General features: G+C 72.2%; 16 protein-coding genes. 10 read left to right on the forward strand and 6 right to left on the reverse strand.

Annotated features, from left to right (window positions below):
• Positions 1-23: 23 nt before the first annotated feature.
• Both OG978_RS10260 and OG978_RS10265 read right to left on the reverse strand, forming a co-directional pair.
• On the reverse strand, positions 24-635 hold the full coding sequence (locus OG978_RS10260) for a DUF1349 domain-containing protein (RefSeq protein ID WP_326764900.1): 612 nt from the start codon (positions 633-635) through the stop codon (positions 24-26).
• The gene (locus OG978_RS10265) at positions 632-2,152 is read right to left on the reverse strand and encodes an aldehyde dehydrogenase (NADP(+)) (protein WP_326764901.1); all 1,521 of its coding nucleotides are present in this window, start codon (positions 2,150-2,152) and stop codon (positions 632-634) included. The genes OG978_RS10260 and OG978_RS10265 overlap by 4 nt, the downstream gene beginning before the upstream one ends.
• Positions 2,153-2,323: 171 nt before the next feature.
• Between OG978_RS10265 and OG978_RS10270 the strand changes: the two genes are divergently transcribed.
• The 7 genes from OG978_RS10270 to OG978_RS10300 all read left to right on the forward strand — a co-directional run bounded on the left by OG978_RS10270 (position 2,324) and on the right by OG978_RS10300 (position 9,611).
• Positions 2,324-3,094, forward strand: coding sequence for an IclR family transcriptional regulator (locus OG978_RS10270; RefSeq protein WP_326764902.1), 771 nt, complete (start codon positions 2,324-2,326; stop codon positions 3,092-3,094).
• A 3-nt stretch (positions 3,095-3,097) separates the two neighbouring features.
• Complete coding sequence (locus OG978_RS10275) at positions 3,098-3,571, forward strand: GNAT family N-acetyltransferase (protein WP_326764903.1); 474 nt, start codon at positions 3,098-3,100, stop codon at positions 3,569-3,571.
• 90 nt (positions 3,572-3,661) lie between these two features.
• Positions 3,662-4,705: a hypothetical protein gene (locus OG978_RS10280; protein WP_326764904.1), complete on the forward strand. Its 1,044-nt coding sequence runs from the start codon at positions 3,662-3,664 to the stop codon at positions 4,703-4,705.
• Positions 4,702-5,976 (forward strand): sensor histidine kinase, encoded by a 1,275-nt coding sequence (locus OG978_RS10285; protein ID WP_326764905.1) that lies wholly within the window; start codon positions 4,702-4,704, stop codon positions 5,974-5,976. Before OG978_RS10280 ends, OG978_RS10285 begins: the two co-directional genes overlap by 4 nt.
• Entirely contained in the window at positions 5,973-6,644 is a 672-nt protein-coding gene (locus OG978_RS10290) for a response regulator transcription factor (RefSeq protein ID WP_326764906.1), read from the forward strand. The genes OG978_RS10285 and OG978_RS10290 overlap by 4 nt, the downstream gene beginning before the upstream one ends.
• 64 nt (positions 6,645-6,708) lie before the next feature.
• Positions 6,709-8,157, forward strand: a complete 1,449-nt coding sequence (locus tag OG978_RS10295; protein ID WP_326769987.1) for a peptidoglycan D,D-transpeptidase FtsI family protein — start codon at positions 6,709-6,711, stop codon at positions 8,155-8,157.
• 221 nt (positions 8,158-8,378) lie between these two features.
• Complete coding sequence (locus tag OG978_RS10300; RefSeq protein ID WP_326764907.1) at positions 8,379-9,611, forward strand: MFS transporter; 1,233 nt, start codon at positions 8,379-8,381, stop codon at positions 9,609-9,611.
• Here OG978_RS10300 and OG978_RS10305 read toward each other — a convergent pair.
• Both OG978_RS10305 and OG978_RS10310 read right to left on the reverse strand, forming a co-directional pair.
• Positions 9,594-10,772: a hypothetical protein gene (locus tag OG978_RS10305; RefSeq protein ID WP_326764908.1), complete on the reverse strand. Its 1,179-nt coding sequence runs from the start codon at positions 10,770-10,772 to the stop codon at positions 9,594-9,596. The genes OG978_RS10300 and OG978_RS10305 overlap by 18 nt on opposite strands.
• Entirely contained in the window at positions 10,769-11,728 is a 960-nt protein-coding gene (locus tag OG978_RS10310) for a 5-dehydro-4-deoxyglucarate dehydratase (protein ID WP_326764909.1), read from the reverse strand. The genes OG978_RS10305 and OG978_RS10310 overlap by 4 nt, the downstream gene beginning before the upstream one ends.
• Before the next feature lie 331 nt (positions 11,729-12,059).
• Between OG978_RS10310 and OG978_RS10315 the strand changes: the two genes are divergently transcribed.
• From OG978_RS10315 to OG978_RS10325, 3 genes are all read left to right on the forward strand, one after another.
• Positions 12,060-12,869 carry an NAD-dependent epimerase/dehydratase family protein gene (locus OG978_RS10315; protein ID WP_326764910.1) on the forward strand — a complete coding sequence of 270 codons (810 nt, stop codon included), beginning with the start codon at positions 12,060-12,062 and terminating at the stop codon, positions 12,867-12,869.
• A 65-nt stretch (positions 12,870-12,934) separates the two neighbouring features.
• Positions 12,935-13,153 (forward strand): hypothetical protein, encoded by a 219-nt coding sequence (locus OG978_RS10320; RefSeq protein WP_326764911.1) that lies wholly within the window; start codon positions 12,935-12,937, stop codon positions 13,151-13,153.
• A 108-nt stretch (positions 13,154-13,261) separates the two neighbouring features.
• On the forward strand, positions 13,262-14,491 hold the full coding sequence (locus OG978_RS10325; RefSeq protein ID WP_326764912.1) for a TerD family protein: 1,230 nt from the start codon (positions 13,262-13,264) through the stop codon (positions 14,489-14,491).
• Positions 14,492-14,605: 114 nt separating this feature from the next.
• Here OG978_RS10325 and OG978_RS10330 read toward each other — a convergent pair whose 3' ends face one another.
• Together OG978_RS10330 and OG978_RS10335 are read right to left on the reverse strand one after the other, a co-directional pair.
• On the reverse strand, positions 14,606-14,836 hold the full coding sequence (locus OG978_RS10330) for a hypothetical protein (protein WP_037711258.1): 231 nt from the start codon (positions 14,834-14,836) through the stop codon (positions 14,606-14,608).
• Between the two features lie 78 nt (positions 14,837-14,914).
• Positions 14,915-16,495 carry a TROVE domain-containing protein gene (locus OG978_RS10335; RefSeq protein WP_326764913.1) on the reverse strand — a complete coding sequence of 527 codons (1,581 nt, stop codon included), beginning with the start codon at positions 16,493-16,495 and terminating at the stop codon, positions 14,915-14,917.
• Positions 16,496-16,919: the final 424 nt, after the last annotated feature.

Consider the following 16,919-nt stretch of genomic DNA (forward strand, 5'->3'; position numbering starts at 1 on the left):
GCACGGCTGATGTGCGAGACGCTTCAGCTCCCGTCCCGCAGGTCGCCCGGCCCCGTCGCGCGGAACGCGATCCGGTCGAAGGACGCCTCGCAGCCCTCGCCCGTCGGTGACTGGACCAGGAAGCCGATCGACGCCTCGGCCGCGCGCTCCGGGTCACCGAGGGCGAAGACGCGGACGAAGGTCCACTTCTCCCCGTCGGCCGAGGCGTGGAAGGCGAACGCACCGCCCGTACGGCTGAGGCGCAGCCAGCAGCTGTCGCCGTCCACGACGAAGGAGTTGACGTCGTCGGAGTGGCCGCGGGTGACGACCGTGCAGACGGTGGGGCGGTCCGGGGAGAGTTCCAGGCAGATCTTGGCCCATTCCCGTTCCCCGACGTGGAGGTAGAGCACCCCGGCGTCGAAGGCCGCCGCGAAGCCGACCTTCACCCGGGCGAGCAGCTGGAAGTCGCCCCGGGGCGCGGGGCCGAGCAGGCGGGGGGCGTCACTCGCGGAGTCGAGGGATCCGCCGCCCGGCGGTACGAACCGGTCCTGGCGGGCGCCCGCCCTGCCGGTGAGTACGCCGCCCTCGTACGTCCAGTCGGCCTCGGGGCCGAACGGGCTGAGCACGAAGGGGAGTTCGGGGAGTTGCGGGGTCATGCGCGGCGCCCGTCCACTCGGCGGGGAAGGCCCTGGGGGTTGTCCTCGCGGAGCTCCGGCGGGAGCAGGGCCTCGGGGGTCGTCTGGTAGGTGACCGGGCGCAGCCAGCGTTCGATCGCGGTGGCGCCGACCGAGGTGGAGGTGGAGGTGGTGGCCGGGTAGGGGCCGCCGTGGTGCTGGGCGGGGGCGACGGCGACGCCGGTCGGCCAGCCGTTGACGAGGACCCGGCCGGCCAGCGGGGTGAGGGCCGCGAGGAGTCCGGGGGCGTCGTCGTCGGCGCCGTCCGTGGCGGTCTGGAGGGTGGCGGTGAGGTTGCCGGGGAGCCGGGAGAGCACGGCGGTGATCTCGTCGTCGGAGGTGTAGCGGGCGACGACGGTGACAGGGCCGAAGCACTCCTCCAGGAGTGCGTCGTGCGGGCCCTCGGCGGTGAGGAGGTGCGCCGGTACGGTGAGGAAGCCGGCCGCGACGGTGTGGTCGCCGCCCGCGCCGGGGGTGACCGGGGCCTCCACATCGGGGAGTTCGGCCCGTTCGCGTACCCCCGCGACGAAGGCGTCGCGCATCCGGTGGTCGAGCAGGACCGCGGCCTCGATGTCGCTGACCGCGTCGGTGAGGGACTTCAGCAGCCGGTCGCCCGTCTCGCCGGCCGGGGCCAGGACGAAGCCGGGCTTGGTGCAGAACTGGCCCGCGCCCATGGTCATCGAGCCCGCGAGCCCGGCGCCGATCTCTTCGGCGCGCTCGGCGGCGGCCGCCTCGGTGACGACGACCGGGTTGAGGGAGCCCAGTTCGCCGTGGAAGGGGATGGGGCGGGGGCGGGCCGCCGCGGCGTCGAACAGGGCGCGGCCGCCGCGGACCGAGCCGGTGAACCCGGCGGCGGCGACGAGCGGGTGCCTGATCAGCTCGATGCCGGCGTCGAAGCCGTGCACCAGGATCAGTACGTCCTCGGGCAGGCCGGCCCTGGCCGCCGCCCTGCGCAGTACGGAGGCGCACAGTTCGGAGGTGGCGGGGTGGTCGGGGTGCGCCTTGACGACGACGGGGCAGCCGGCCGCCAGCGCGCTCGCGGTGTCGCCGCCGGGGACGGAGAAGGCGAGCGGGAAGTTGCTGGCCGCGTAGACGGCGACGACGCCGAGCGGGACCTTGTAGCGGCGCAGGTCGGGCCAGGGCGGGGTCCGGGTGGCATCCGCGTGGTCGATGTGGACGTCGAGGAAGGCGCCCTCGTCGACGACCTCCGCGAAGGCCCGCAACTGGGCGGCGGTGCGCGCGAGTTCACCGGTCAGCCGGGCCGGGCCGAGTGCGGTCTCGGCGTCGGCGGCCTCGATGACGTGTTCCCCGGCCTCGGTGAGCAGATCGGCCGCGATACGCAGGAAGGCGGCGCGCACGGTGCGGTCGGCGAGCGATTCACGTACCGCGTGGGCGGCCCGGACCGCACGGTCGACCTCCTCCGCTGTAGCCTCCACCGCAACCTGCTCACGCGGGTTCCCGGTGCGGGGGTCGACACTCCAGACTGGTGTTGCTGCCACCGTGATTCCTTCCGCTCCACTGCCGCACATCAGAAGTTGTTCGGTATTCTGAACATAGTTCCCGATCGTGAATATGAAGCGACTCTATTTCCGGGCGTTCAGTGTTGGCAAGAAGTCGCCGGGTTCAACAGGTCTCAGGGTTTCGCAAGTGGGCTGGAAGGGGCGCAGGCGATGTCGGCTGCCGAATCAGGTGGGGCACAGGTCAAGTCCGCCGTACGGACGGTGGAGCTGCTCGAATACTTCGCGGGGCGGCCCGGCATGCACTCGCTCGCCGCGGTGCAGGAGGCCGTCGGCTACCCCAAGTCCAGCCTGTACATGCTGCTGCGCACCTTGGTGGAGCTGGGCTGGGTGGAGACCGATGCCACGGGCACGCGGTACGGGATCGGCGTACGGGCCCTGCTGGTCGGCACCTCGTACATCGACGGCGACGAGGTCGTCGCGGCCGCCCGGCCGACCCTGGACCGGCTCTCCGACGACACGACGGAGACCATCCACCTGGCCCGTCTCGACGGGACGAACGTGGTGTACCTCGCCACCCGGCAGTCCCAGCACTATCTGCGCCCCTTCACCCGCGTCGGCCGCCGGCTGCCCGCCCACTCCACCTCGCTCGGCAAGGCGTTGCTCGCCACCCACAGCGACGAGCAGGTCCGCAAGCTGCTCCCCGAGACGCTGCCCGCGCTGACCGAGCACACCATCACCGACCGCGAGAAGCTCATCGAGGAGCTGCACCTCATCCGCGAACAGGGGTACGCGGTGGACCGCGAGGAGAACACCCTCGGACTGCGCTGCTTCGGCGTCGCCGTTCCGTACCGCACCCCCGCCCGCGACGCCATCAGCTGCTCGGTGCCGGTCGCCCGGCTCACGCCCGCGCACGAACAGATGGTGAAGGACGCGCTGTTCGACGCCCGGGACCGGCTGACGCTCGCCACCCGGAGGCTGTGAACCGTGCGGATTTCCCTGCGCGAGGTCCGGGACGGTGATCTGCCGCTGCTCTTCGCGTTCATGTCCGACCCTGAATCGGTCAGGACGGCCGCCTTCACCAGCGAGGATCCCACTGACCGGCACGCGTTCGACGCCCACTGGCGGCGCATCCTGGCCGACGGCTCCGTGGTGATGCGCACGGTGGTCGCGGACGGCTCGGTGGTCGGCAACGCCGGGGTGTACGGGCCTCCGGGCGACCGCCAGGTCACCTACTGGATCGACCGGGCGCAGTGGGGCCGGGGGCTCGCGACGGCCGCGCTGTCGGCGCTGCTCGACGCCGTACCCGAACGCCCGCTCCACGCACGGGCCGCGGCCGACAACACCGGCTCGCGCCGGGTCCTCGAGAAGTGCGGGTTCGCCGTCACCGGCAACGACCACGGGTACGCGCACGCCCGCGGCGAGGAGACCGACGAGCTGCTGTTCACCCTGCCCGGATGACCGGACGGCGGTCCGTCTCCGCCGCGCGGCGGAGACGGATCGTCACGGGGCATGACGTGCCGGCGCGGGCCGCACGGAAGCGTGGGCGTCATGACACAGACACCACTCGCTCCGTCCGCCGCCGCACGGCAGCCGGGCACCCGCATCGCGCTCCGTACGCTCGCGATCGCCGCCACCCTGCCGTACATCGCGCTCAAGGTCGCCTGGGTCCTCGGCAGTCGCATCGGCATCCCGGACGGCAGCCCGCTGCTCGACCACCGCACCACGATGATCGTCGCCAACGGCATCACGATCCTGATGGACAGCGCCGTCGTGGTCATCACCCTGCTGCTCACCCAGGCCTGGGGACGGCGGGTGCCCGCCTGGCTGCTCGTCCTGCCCATGTGGGTGGCGTCCGGACTGCTGCTGCCGATCATGACCGGGTACCCGCTGCAGATGGTGGTCGGTCTGGCCCGCGGGGGCGACTCCGGGAGCGGTGAACCCCCCTTCCTGGACGGGTGGGTCTTCGGCATCGTCTACGGCGGCTTCATCCTCCAGGGCCTCGCCCTCGGCGCCCTCTTCGCGCTGTACACCCGGGACCGCTGGGGCCATCTGTGGAAGGGCGCGCTGAGGGACCTCGCGCCGAGCCCGACCGGGCCCGCCCTGCGGACCACTGCGGTCGTCGCCTCGCTGCTCGCGATCGCACCGGCCGTCATGCATCTGGTGTGGGCCACCGGCTCGACCGCGGGGCTCAGCGAGGGCGGGATCGCGGACCGGAACGATGTCTTCTACCTCATGGAAGCGCTCAGCAGCCTCTTCGCCGTCGCCGCGGCCGCCGGTGTGCTGCTGCTCGCCTTCCGCCGCCGCTCCGCGCTTCCCCTCGCCGTGCCGCTGGCCCTGGCCTGGGGCGGCTCCGCGGCCTCGGCCTGCTGGGGAGGATGGATGAGCCTCGCCTCGCTCACCGCGGCCGAGGACCTCTCCGAACAGGCCACGCCCGCAATGATGTTGATCTACGGTGTCCAGATGCTGCTCGGAGCGCTGGTGGTCACCCTCGGCGGATACTTCTTCTCGGAACGCGCGGCCGCCCTGCCCGTCCGGTCGGCCGGCTCCCCCGCGACGGCACCGGCCGCACGGCCCTCCGGCGCCCGCGCGTGACGCTGCTGTTCGGGCGGCGGGCCCGGCTGCGCTGGCTGCACCTGATCATCGGCGGCGCGCTGCTGATGCCGTACTTCCTGGCGGCGCTGGTGATCGTCGGCTCGTTCGCCCCGCGCACCGACCTCTTCTCGTCCCTCCACCACCAGCTCACCGCGTTCGTCTGCGCCCTGCCCATCGCCGCGGTCACCGGGCTCTCCGCACCGGCCCGGCAGCTCTCGGTGGCCGCGGCCCGTGCGCTGTGCGGCGTTCCCGGCGACCGGCCGCTCGCCGACGGGCCCGCCAGGACCCGGCAGGCGCGGGTGCGCACCGCCGGCTGGTACACCCTGCATCTCGCGCTCGGCGGCATCATCAGCGGCGCGACGCTGACCGTGCCGCCGCTCGCCGGGACCATCGCGGTGCTGCCGTTCTCCCCGTCGATGCGCGAATCCCGGACCATCGGTCTGCCGGAGTCGATGGACCGGCCATGGATTCTCGCCCTGCTCCCCTTCGTCGGGCTCGCGATCCTGGTGGCGATGGCCGGCTGCGCGGCACTGGCCGGGGCGCTGCTGGCCGGCCGGGCGCCGGTGCTGCTGGGCCCGACGCCGGAGGACCGGCTGGCCGCGGCCGAACGCCGGGCGGCCGATCTGGCGGTGCGCAACCGGCTCGCCCGGGAGCTGCACGACTCGGTCGGCCATGCGCTGAGCGCCGTCACCCTCCAGGCGGGCGCGGCCCGCAGGGTCCTGGACAGCGACCCGGAGTTCGTCCGCGAGGCACTGACCGCGATCGAGGAGACCACCCGGCGCACGGTCGGTGAACTCGACTCCGTACTGGGCCTGTTGCGCAGCGGCGAGGAGCACGGGGCGTCCGCGGCGACCGGCCCGGCGCTCGACGCGCTGGACGGACTGCTGGAGCACTGCGGGGTGCCCGTCTCCTGCGACGTGCGGGGCGACCCCGGCACGGTCCCGGCCGCCGTGTCGAGGGAGGCGTACCGGATCGTTCAGGAGGGGCTGAGCAACGCGCTGCGGCACGGCGGGCACGGGGTGCCGGTGGAGCTGCGGATCACGGTGCGCACGGCGGAGCTGGAGATCACCATGGACAATCCGCTGCCGGAACGGGCCGCGGTGGTGCGGCCCGGGGGCGGCCGCGGGCTGCGCGGCATCGCCGAGCGGGCCGTGCTGCTGGGCGGCCGCACGGAGGCCGGACCGCACGGAGGCGGCGAGTGGCGGCTGACCGCCCGCCTCCCCCTGTGCATGACCGAGCATCTGCGTACGACCGAACAGGAGAACCGATGAGCACGACGGTCCGGCTGGTCCTCGCCGACGACGAGCGCATGGTGCGTACGGCGCTGCGCGTCATCCTGGACGCCGAACCCGATCTGGAGGTCGTCGGAGAGGCGGCGACCGGCGCGGAGGCGGTGTCCGTGGTGCGGGAACTGCGCCCCGATGTGGTGCTGATGGACGTACGGATGCCGGAGATCGACGGCATCCGGGCCACCGAGCAGATCCTCGGCACGCTCGACGGTCCCCCGAGGATCGTCGTCGTCACCACCTTCGAGAACGACTCCTACGTGTACGACGCGCTCGTCGCCGGAGCGGCCGGCTTTCTGCTCAAGCGGGTGGCGGCCGAGGATCTCGTGCAGGCGGTGCGGCTGGTCGCCCGCAGCGACACACTGCTGTTCCCGTCGGCGGTGCGGGCGCTCGCGGCCGAGTACCGGACGCGGGCGCCCGAACCGCCGCGGTGGGCGTCCCGGCTCACCGACCGGGAGGCGGAGGTGCTGCGGCTGATGGCGACGGGGCTGACCAACGCGGAGATCGCCGGGCGGCTCTCCGTGGGGCCCGCGACGGCGAAGACGCATGTGGCGGCGGTGCTGGCGAAGACCGGCGCGCGGGACCGCACCCAGGCGGTGATAGCGGCGTACGAGTCGGGGTTCATCGCCCCCGGGCGCCCCGGCCCGTCATGAGAAACCGGTGAGAATCACCGCATTCGGGAACGGCGCGCTCCGCCCCGCTCGTCACTCGGGCGGGATGAACAGAACAATCAGGCACGCTTCGGTCTTCTGCCTGCTGCTGGTTCTCGCCCTGCTGGGGCGGGCGACCTGGGTGCAGGCGTACCAGGCAAAGGCGCTCGCAGACGACGACCGCAACCGGCGGAACACCATCGCGCAGTACGCGCAGCCGCTCGGCGACATCATCGTGGCCGGAGACCCGGTCACCGGATCGAAGAGGACGGTGGGCAGCGACCTCGCGTACAAGCGCACCTACACACAGGGCGATCTCTACTCGGCCGTCACCGGCTACAGCTCGCAGGCGTACGGCGCCACGCAGCTCGAAGGGATCTACAGCCATGTGCTGGACGGCACCGACGACCGGCTGAAGAACCCGCTGGACGCGGTGACCCGCAAGCAGGCGGCCCCGGGCAATGTCCTGACGACGATCGACCCGGACGTGCAGAAGGCCGGGTACGAGGCGCTCGGCGACGACAAGGGGGCGGCGGTCGCGATCGACCCGAAGACCGGCCGGATCCTGGGCATGGTCTCCACCCCCTCGTACGACCCGTCGGCGATCAGCGGGACGACGGACGGCGAAGCCTGGCAGAAGCTGCTCGACGACGAGGACAAGCCGATGGTCAACCGTGCGCTGCGGCAGCCGCTGGCACCCGGTTCGACGTTCAAGCTGGTGGTGGCGGCCGCGGCGCTGGAGAACGGACTGTACGGCTCGGTCGACGAGCCCACCGACAGCCCCAATCCGTACACGCTGCCCGGCACCAGCACCGTCCTGAAGAACGAGAACCCCTCGGCGCCCTGCGAGAACGCCACGCTGCGCACCGCGCTCCAGTACTCCTGCAACAACGTCTTCGCGAAGGTCGCCGCCGACCTCGGCCAGGACAAGGTCGGGGCCATGGCGGAGAAGTTCGGCTTCAACGACGCCGAGCTCGATGTGCCGGTGCGGGCGAGCGAGAGCGTCTACCCGTCCGGCATGGACAAGCCGCAGACGGCGCTCACGGGCATCGGTCAGTTCGAGGTCACCGCGACGCCGCTGCAGATCGCCATGGTCTCGGCCACCCTCGCCAACGACGGCGAACTGGCCGCGCCGCACATGGTGTCCGAGGTGACCGACTCCAAGGGCAACGCGCTGCAGGAGTTCACGGACGGGGACACCGAGCGGGTCGTCTCGCAGACCACCGCGGAGCAGCTGCGCAGCGCCATGGTGACCGTCGTCGAAGAGGGCACCGGCACCAACGCCCGGATCGCCGGGGCCGAGGTGGGCGGAAAGACGGGTACCGCGCAGAACGGCGTGGGCAACAGCAAGACCCCGTACGCCTGGTTCACCTCGTACGCGAAGGGGGCCGACGGCAAGGAGGTCGCGGTCGCCGTGGTCATCGAGGACTCGGGCGCGGCGCGCTCGGAGGTCAGCGGCAACGGCCTGGCGGCGCCGATCGCCCAGAAGATGATGAAGGCGGCACTGGCGGACTGAGGGACGGGAGCCGTACGCCGGATCCGGCGCGGGTGCGTGGCCTCGGGCCCGCATCCGCGCCGGACGCGTTCGCGGCCGTCCGGCATGTGCCCTACGCCCCGCGCGGGGCCGGCCCTTCGCGCCGGGTGCGGAATAGGGCATCCTCCCGATGCCGCCGGGCCCCCTCGGTCAGCAGCCTTGACCCATGACGAAGGCGCTGGTCGAAGGGTGCGGTGGGCGCGGTGGCGAGGTCGGCGACGGTGCGGGTGCTGCGGGACCGTACGGCGGGGCTGTTCCTGGCGGCGGTCGTCGTCTCGGGTTTCGGGACGTCCGCGATGTGGCTCGCGGCCGGGGTCTGGGTCAAGTCCCTGACCGGGTCGGACAGTCTGGCGGCGCTCGCCGTGTTCGCCATGTGGCTGCCGGTGCTGGTCGGGCCGGCGCTCGGGACGATCGCCGACCGGATCCCGGGAAAGAAGCTTCTCGTCGGGTCGAATCTCGTCATGGCGGGGCTGCTCACCTCGCTGACGACGGTCGATTCGGCGGGCCGGATCTGGCTCCTCTTCGCCGTGCTCGTCCTGTACGGAGCGAGTTTCGTGCTGATGGACGCGGCCGAGTCCGCGCTGGTCGCCGGGGCCGTCGACACCCGGCTGCTGGGTGATTTCAACGGGCTGCGGATGATGGCGGGCGAGGGCATGAAGCTGCTGGCACCGCTGGCCGGCGCCGGGCTGTACGCGCGGTTCGGGGGCGGGGCCGTCGCGCTGCTGGACGCGGCGTCGTTCGCACTGGCGGCCGGGGTCTGCGCGCTGCTGCCGGCCCGGGAGCCGGCAGCAGCCGCTCCGGTGGGCCGGCGGGGCGAACTCACCGCGGGCGTACGGCAGGTGTGGGGTTCGCCGGTGCTGCGGCCGCTCGTGCTGGCGGGCTCGGTGACGATGCTGTGCGCGGGGCTCAACGGGGCCGCGGTCTACGCCGTCGTCGACGACGGTCTGGGGCACTCCCCCACGTACGCGGGTGTGCTGTACGCGGTGCAGGGCGCCGGGTCCGTCGTGGTCGGGCTGCTGGCCGGTCCGCTGCTGCGGCGGCTTCCGGAGCGGGTGTTCACGGCGGCCGGGATCGCGCTGTTCGCGGTGGCGGTGGGGGCGCGGGCGCTGCCGTACGACGCGGTGGCGCTGGTGGCGAGCGCGGCCGTCGGGATCGGGCTGCCGTGTGTGCTGATCGCCGCGATGACGGCGGTGCAGCGGGAGACTCCGGAATCGGTGCTGGGCCGCACCGCCGCGACCGCCAACACGCTGATGATGGTGCCGAACGCGGTGGCGCTGGCACTCGGCGCGGGCCTGATCGCGCTGGTGGACATCCGGGTGCTGCTGCCGCTGGTCGGTGCGGCGGCGCTGCTGACCGCGACCCTGTTGGTGACGGGCCGGCGGGGGAGGCTGACGGACGCCCCCGCCGGCCCGGCTCCTTCATCGGCGGAGGCGTGAGAGCGCTCCGGCGACGGCCTGGAGGTCCGGGCCGGAGGCCAGCCCGGCGTGGTACAGCCTCAGTTGGTCCGCGCCGAGCGATGCGGCGTGCGCGGCGTCCCGCTCCAGCGTGGCGGGGCTGCCGCCCATCCCCGTGACCACGGAGAAGTTGGCCGCGAGCACCCCGTCGCGGCCGGCGAACGGGCCGAGCACGGCCTCGCGCGCCGCGTCGCCACCGGTGCAGGGCAGCACCACACCGTCCGCCACGGACAGGATGTGCTCCGGGTCGACACCGACGTTCGCGCCGGTGCGGTGGGGCGCCGGGTCGGCGTGCAGCAGCACCTGGAAGCCCGGCTCCGCCGCCGCCCGCACGGCGGCGACCGCGGACTCCTGGAGCGTACGGGCGACCCTGCCGCGCCACTGAAGGGTGGCGGCGGCGAGGTCGGCGCCGAGGAGCTTCTCGATGCCCGCCCGGCCGGTCTCCCGGGAGCCGGAGCCTGCCCAGGCCGGTTCCAGCGCACCACGTACGGCCGTGGCCAGCCCGTCGGCGTCCAGGCCGTGCTCGGCGTAGCCGGTCCGGCAGTCGGGGCAGAAGCAGAGCGACATCAGATACTGCGCCGCGTCCCCGAGACCGACGCCCGTGATCTTGTCGTGGGCGTGCAGATGCGCGAAGCCGTACCAGCCGCAGGACTCCAGCTCGGTGCCGCGCGCACCGGCCCGCACCGCCGCCTCCGCCGCCAGACCGACCAGGTACTCGCGGACCGCGGGCCGGGCGATGCACGGCGCCCAGGGGTAGCGGTCGCCGTACGCGTTGACCACGGAGGTGTCCGGATGTTCGGCGCCCAGCCGGGAGTTGTGGGCCAGGACCACCCAGGTGTGGACCTCCAGACCGGCGGCGGCGAGCGCCTCGGCGGCCTCGGCGAACGGATCGTCCGAGGCCACCCAGGACTGCTCGTAGGGGCGAAGCGCACGCCCCGCCCACCGGGCGGCGTCCGGCGGGTAGAGCACCGCGGCGTGCTCGGCGGTGACGATGCGACGGCCGGGGTGACGCGGGGTCAGCGCCCGGGTGGAGTGGTAGGCGGCGGCGAGTGTCACCTGCTGGACACCCAGGTCCGCGACGCGGGCGGCCGCGTCCGGGTCGCCGACGACGTCCCAGGGGTAGAGGAAGGCCGAGGTCTTCACCCGCGCCGCTCCTGCCCGTGCTTCTCCAGCAGGGCCCGGCCGCGCGCGACGATCGCGGCGAGCTCCTCGATGTGGGCGGCGGGCGGCTCGGTCAGCGGGGTGCGGACCTCGCCGACGTCCAGGCCGCCCAGCCGGACTCCGGCCTTGACGAGCGAGACGGCGTAGCCGCGGCCCTTGGCGCGCAGCTCGACGAGCGGCCGGTAGAAGTGGTCGAGCAGCGCGCCCGTCAGTTCGTCGTCGCCGGAGTCCATCGCACGGTAGAAGGCGAGCGCGATGTCGGGCGCGAAGGCGAAGACTGCGGAGGAGTAGAGCGTGACGCCGATGCCCCGGTAGGCCGGGCCGGTGAGTTCGGCGGTGGGCAGTCCGTTGAAGTACAGGAAGTCCCGGCCCGGCAGTTCGGTGCGGACGGCGCTGACGATGCGCTGCATCAGGTCGAGGTCGCCGTAACCGTCCTTGAGGCCGATGATGCCGGGCGTGCCGGCCAGTGCGACGACGGTGCCGGGGGTGAAGACGGCGTTGTCGCGCTGGTAGACGATCGTCTCCAGGGAGGTGGCCGCGGCGAGCGCGGTGTAGTGGCCCAGCAGCCCTTCCTGGTCGGCGACGACGAGATACGGGGGCATGGCGAGGAGCCCGTCCGCGCCCGCCTCCTCGGCGAGCTTCGCGTACTGGACCGCGAGCGCCGTGCCGTATCCGGCCCCCGCGACGACGGGCACCTCTCCGGCGGTCTCCTCGACGGCCGCGGCGACGACACGGCGGAACTCCTGAGGCGTGAGCGCGTGGAACTCACCGGTGCCGCAGCAGGCGAAGACCGCCGCCGCACCGGCGTCGATGCCGGTCCGCACATGCGCGCGGAAGGCGTCGAGATCGACGGCGCCGTCCGGTCCGTACGCGGTGACGGGGAAGAAGAGCGGCCCGGCGACACGGCCGAGTCGGGCGGCAAGAGGGGCTGAGGTCACTGGCGCTCCCTGAGCGGATTCAGGCGTGCACAATTCTGATCGGTGTCCATATTTATGAACGCCCACACGCTAAGGCAGCCGCCGGGCGCAGGTCAAGGAGGGGAATGCCCGAGGTGACCGACCCCGAGGACGGACTTACTGCCTCCGCGTGAGCGGCGCCCAGCCCCTGCCCCCACACTTGACTCCGTACGCCAGGACTTCTTAGCTTGTCCATGCATATGAATGCCGTCCATGGATTTGAGGTCCCGCGGGCAGGTTCAACAGGTGCCGCAGGGGCCGTGCCGCGCGCCCGGACCACGCGTGCGCACCTACGTACCGAGGAGATCCGCGTATGCCCGCTCCCCGCACCGTCCTGCTCACCGGCGCCGCAGGCGGCCTCGGCACCCTGATGCGCGGGCTCCTGCCCGCGTACGGCTACGGGCTCCGCCTCCTCGACGTCGTCCCCGTCGAGGGCGAGCCGGACGCGATCGCCGCCGACCTCGGCGACAAGGAGGCGCTGCGCGAGGCGGTGCGGGGTGTCGACGCGATCATCCACCTCGCGGGCATCTCCCTGGAAGCCTCCTTCGACAAGATCCTCAGGGCGAACATCGAGGGCACGTACAACCTCTACGAGGCCGCGCGCGAGGAGGGCGTGCGGCGCATCGTGTTCGCCTCCTCCAACCATGTCCTCGGCTACACCCCCCGCCCGCTGCCCGGCGACCCGCTGATCCCGGTCGGCGCCCCGCGCCGCCCCGACACCTTCTACGGCCTGTCCAAGTCGTTCGGGGAGGACCTCGCCCAGCTGTACTGGGACCGGCACGGCATGGAGACCGTCTCGGTGCGCATCGGCTCCTGTTTCCCCGAGCCGACATCGGTACGGATGCTCTCGGTCTGGATGAGCCCCGAGGACGGCGCCCGGCTCTTCCACGCCGCGCTCAGCGCCGAGGACGTGCGGCACACCGTCGTGCACGGCTCGTCCGACAACACCCGGCTGTGGTGGGACCTGACGACGGCCCGCTCACTGGGATACGAGCCGAAGGACGACTCCGAGCCGTACGCGGCCCGGCTCATCGCCGAACAGGGCGAACTGGACCCGGACAACCCCGACCACGCCCACCTCGGCGGTCACTTCTGCACCAATCCGCCGATCTGGCCGCGCTGACCACGGCTCGGGCCCGGGGAAATCCGCGCGACAGAGCGCCCGTGCCACGGGCAGGATGCGGAGCCATGCCGAGACCTTCCGGATTCCTGTACGAGCAGCACGGCGACGCGAGCGTGACCATCACCCACCACGGCCGTCCCGCGGGCCCCCTGCGCGGCGGCCGGGCGGAGAAGTTCCTGGCCGAGGTGGGGTCGGGGGACGAGCAACTGGTGATGGCCCGCTGGACGGGGGCGTACAAGCACGGCAACGAGCGCACCGCCCGCAACCACCCCCGCAACCGCTGACGGGGCGTACGGGCCGGCGCCCACCCGTACGGACGAAGGTCCGCGAAGGTCCGCGAAGGTCCGCGAAGGTAAGGGAACGGCAAAGCGAAGTCGTTCGTTACCCCGAGCATGACCGCTATGACCCCCGGCTCGAACATCCCTCTCTCCGCCGCCCGCGTGGCAGTGGACGTCTCCGCACCGGTGCGGCTCGACGTTTCGGGCCTGCTGCTCACCGTCGACGGCAAGGTGCGCTCCGACGACGACTTCATCTTCTACAACCAGCCCAACGGCCCCGGTGTGACCTACCGCTCCGGCGGCGGCACCGCGCCGGACGCGATCGTGGTGGACACCGCCGCGGTCCCGCCCGGCATCGAGAAGATCGTCGTCACGGCGAGCCCGGATGCGGCGGGCCAGACCTTCCAGGGCATCGAGCCCACCGCGACCGTGCGCAACGCCGACGACGGCAGCGTGCTCGCCACGTTCACCCCGCCCCGGCTGGGTGCCGAGACGGCACTCGTGGTCATCGAGGTCTATCTCCGCAACGGCGCCTGGAAGGCCCGTGCGGTCGGCCAGGGCTACGCGAACGGGCTGGCCGGTATCGCCACGGACTTCGGCGTCTCGGTCGAGGAGGAGCCCGCCGCCACGCCCGCCCCCGCGCCCGTGGCGCCCCCGGTGCCCGCCGCCGCCCCGGTGGACCCCCGGATCGCCGCGCCCCCGGCCCCCGCCGCCCCGCCGGCTCCGCCCGCTGCCGCGCCCGCGCCCGCGCCCGCGCCCGCCACTGGCAAGATCAACCTCGACAAGGGCCGGGTCAGCCTCCAGAAGAACCAGACGGTCTCCCTGGTCAAGGGCGGCCGGCCGCTGCTCTCCCAGGTCAAGATGGGCCTCGGCTGGGAACCCGCGTTCCGGGGCAAGGACATCGACCTCGATGCCTCCGTGATCGCCTACGGCCCCAACCGGAACCACCTGGACAGCTGCTACTTCGGCAAGCTCTCCATCCTGAACGGCGCGATCAAGCACTCCGGCGACAACCTCACGGGCGAGGGCGCGGGTGACGACGAGGTGATCGTCGTGGACCTGGGCCGGATCCCGGCGGAGGCGACCGGTCTGGTCTTCACGGTCAACTCGTTCACCGGTCAGAAGTTCACCGAGGTCGCCAAGGCCTACTGCCGGCTGATCGACGCGACCACCGGCGAGGAGCTGGTCCGCTTCGACCTGACCGGCGCCGAGCCGCAGACCGGCGTGATGATGGCCAAGCTGATCAAGCAGTTCTCCGGCGAGTGGGAGATGACGGGCATGGGCGAATTCGTGAAGTCGCGCACCGTCCGCGGCATGGTGAAGCCCGCCGCCCAGGCGCTGTAACGCCGCAGCGGGCTCCCGATACGGCTTCAGGGGTACCTGCGGGTGCAGGTACCCCTGAAACGGGAGAGCGTGACGGGGACGCGACGCGGACGCCGCGCGTGCTCGCCGCTTCTCTCAGAGCTTGGTCAGCTTGGAGTAGGGGCTCAGGATCCTCCCCTGTCGCCCCGAGAAGTCGATGAGCACTGCGTCGTTGTCGCCCTCGACGGCGAGGACGCGGCCGAGTCCGAACTGATCGTGCGACACCCTGTCGCCCACATCGAACAATTCGACCGGTGGGGCCGCCTGGGCCGGGCGGTTGAAGGGACTGGAAGGCAGGTGGCGCCGGGAGCCGGCTGACTGTTTCATTACCTTGAGTATGCGCCCTGGGAACGCCCGACGCCATGCCCGTTCACCGCCAGGGGCGCACTGATACCGGATTCGTGATCAGCGGATCCAGGGCCAGTCCGCGTCCCGGCCCGCTTCCAGCAGCGGCACCATGCGGAACGCGGCGTCCGAAAGACCCCCGAAGGTGTGGCGCATCCCGTCTCCCGACGGGGCGTGTCCGACCCGGTATCCGGCCAGGTTCCAGGTGTAGACGGGCACGGTGGCGGGCACCGCCGCGGTGGCGTCTGCGGCGTACGAGAACGACGCCTGCTCGTCGGTGACGATCAGCACCCGGTCATGGCCCCGGTAGTGCCGGCGCACCGCCTCCGCGGTGTTGGTGCCGCCGAGGTCGCCGAAACGCTCCAGGACCTTCAGCACGGACTCGCTCCGGCGATATGTCACCGGCGCGCTGTTCGTACCGAACTGCACCAGATCGGCATCGGCCGCCCGGAGCGCCAGCGCCGTGCCGAAGATCGCGGCGGCGTCCGCCCGGTTGAGCTGCGAGCGGTCCGAGAGCGGCGACCACATCGAGCCCGAGCGGTCGACCAGGACCAGCGTCCGCCCCGGCAGTCCGGGCACATTGCCCAGCGAGTGGCCGAGCGCCTTCTCCAGCGGGTGGGCCCAGCGCAGCGAGGGCGCGTGCTGATAGGCGGCGAGGTAGCGGAACGGGAACTGCTGGGACGCGGCGACCGCGGCCGGGTCGCTGATCTTCGCGGCGACCCGCGCGGCGACCTCGTCCGAGACGCCCGCCTCGTCGAAGTTGCGCAGATTGCGCACCAGGGCCATCGCGCCCATCGACGGAATCACCGCTTCCCAGGCCGCGGCGTCCATCGGCCCCTGCAGCCAGCCCGCCAGGGCCTCCCAGGTCATGCCCGCGGCGGCCAGCCGGTCCGCCCCGTCGGCGCTCTCGACCACGGCCCGCCGCTCCCCGGCCGGCAGCTCCATCAGCGCGCGGTGGGCGGCCAGGGTGCGGTCGGAGACCGGCACCACGGCCGTCTCCGGGTGGTGGCGGCGGTCGAGGGCGTACCGGAACAGCTCGCCCTGCCACGGCTTCTGCGGGTCGGGCGAGGCGTGCACCAGGTTCAGGATGTCGCCGAAGCGGTAGCCCTTGGACGCGGTGTCGTACTTCAGCAGCGACTTGCCGCTGTAGAGGCGGCGCACGGCATCGGCGATGCCGCGCTTGACCGGCTTGGGCACTGCGCGGCCGTAGCGCGAGGTCCAGTACCCGAGGAGTTCACCGGGCTCGTCGGCGCGCAGCAGGACGGAGTCGACGACCTGGCGGTTGGACGGTCCGTCCTCGGCGTCCGCGTCCAGTCGCGCCTTCACGTACTCGGCGGCGCCGACGATCGAGGCGGTGCGCATCCGGCCGTCGCGGCGCAGCCAGTGGAGCAGGCCGGCGGTCCACTCGGGGTCACCGACGGCGAGTACCCGCACGAGTTCGCTGAATCGGTCGTCGCGCTGCTCGCCGTCCTCGTAAAAGGTCTGCTGCGAAACGAAATTGGCGACTGCGAGCAGAAAGAGCTCGGAGCGATTGTCGCGCAGATATCCTCGGCCGCCCTGATGGGTCGGCGCGGTGCGCCCGGTCGACTTCACGGGCGAGGTGGCACGGGGCCTGGTGGTGCGGGTGTTGAAGCGTGCCATGCGAATTCCCCCGAATTCCTTGGGAGAAGGCACAGCCGGAAGGGGTGCCCGAGATCAGGAGTCGGCGACGGGCTTACTGATGCTCTACCCATTTGAGCTACCGGCCGTGGCCGGACGGGACTCGAACCCGCAACCCTCAGTTCAAAGGAAGTATCCGTCGCCTGCGCACCGGGCACCCCCCGGTGTCTGTGCCTCCCGAGATCAGAGTCGGCGGCGGCAGTTTCTTGACAGGAAGTAGCCGCAGCCTGCGCACCGGGAGGTGCAATGCAGTCATTGCTGATGAAATTGTGGTGCCCAGAGATCAGGGTCGGCGGAACCGACAAAGGTGCTCTACCGACTGAGCTACACCGGACCGAAATCCGGCGGCGGGACTCGAACCCGCGACATCCCCATTAAGAGTGGAAGTAGGTCCTGCCTGCGCACC

The sequence above is a fragment of the Streptomyces sp. NBC_01591 genome, from assembly GCF_035918155.1.
Classification (GTDB): domain Bacteria; phylum Actinomycetota; class Actinomycetes; order Streptomycetales; family Streptomycetaceae; genus Streptomyces.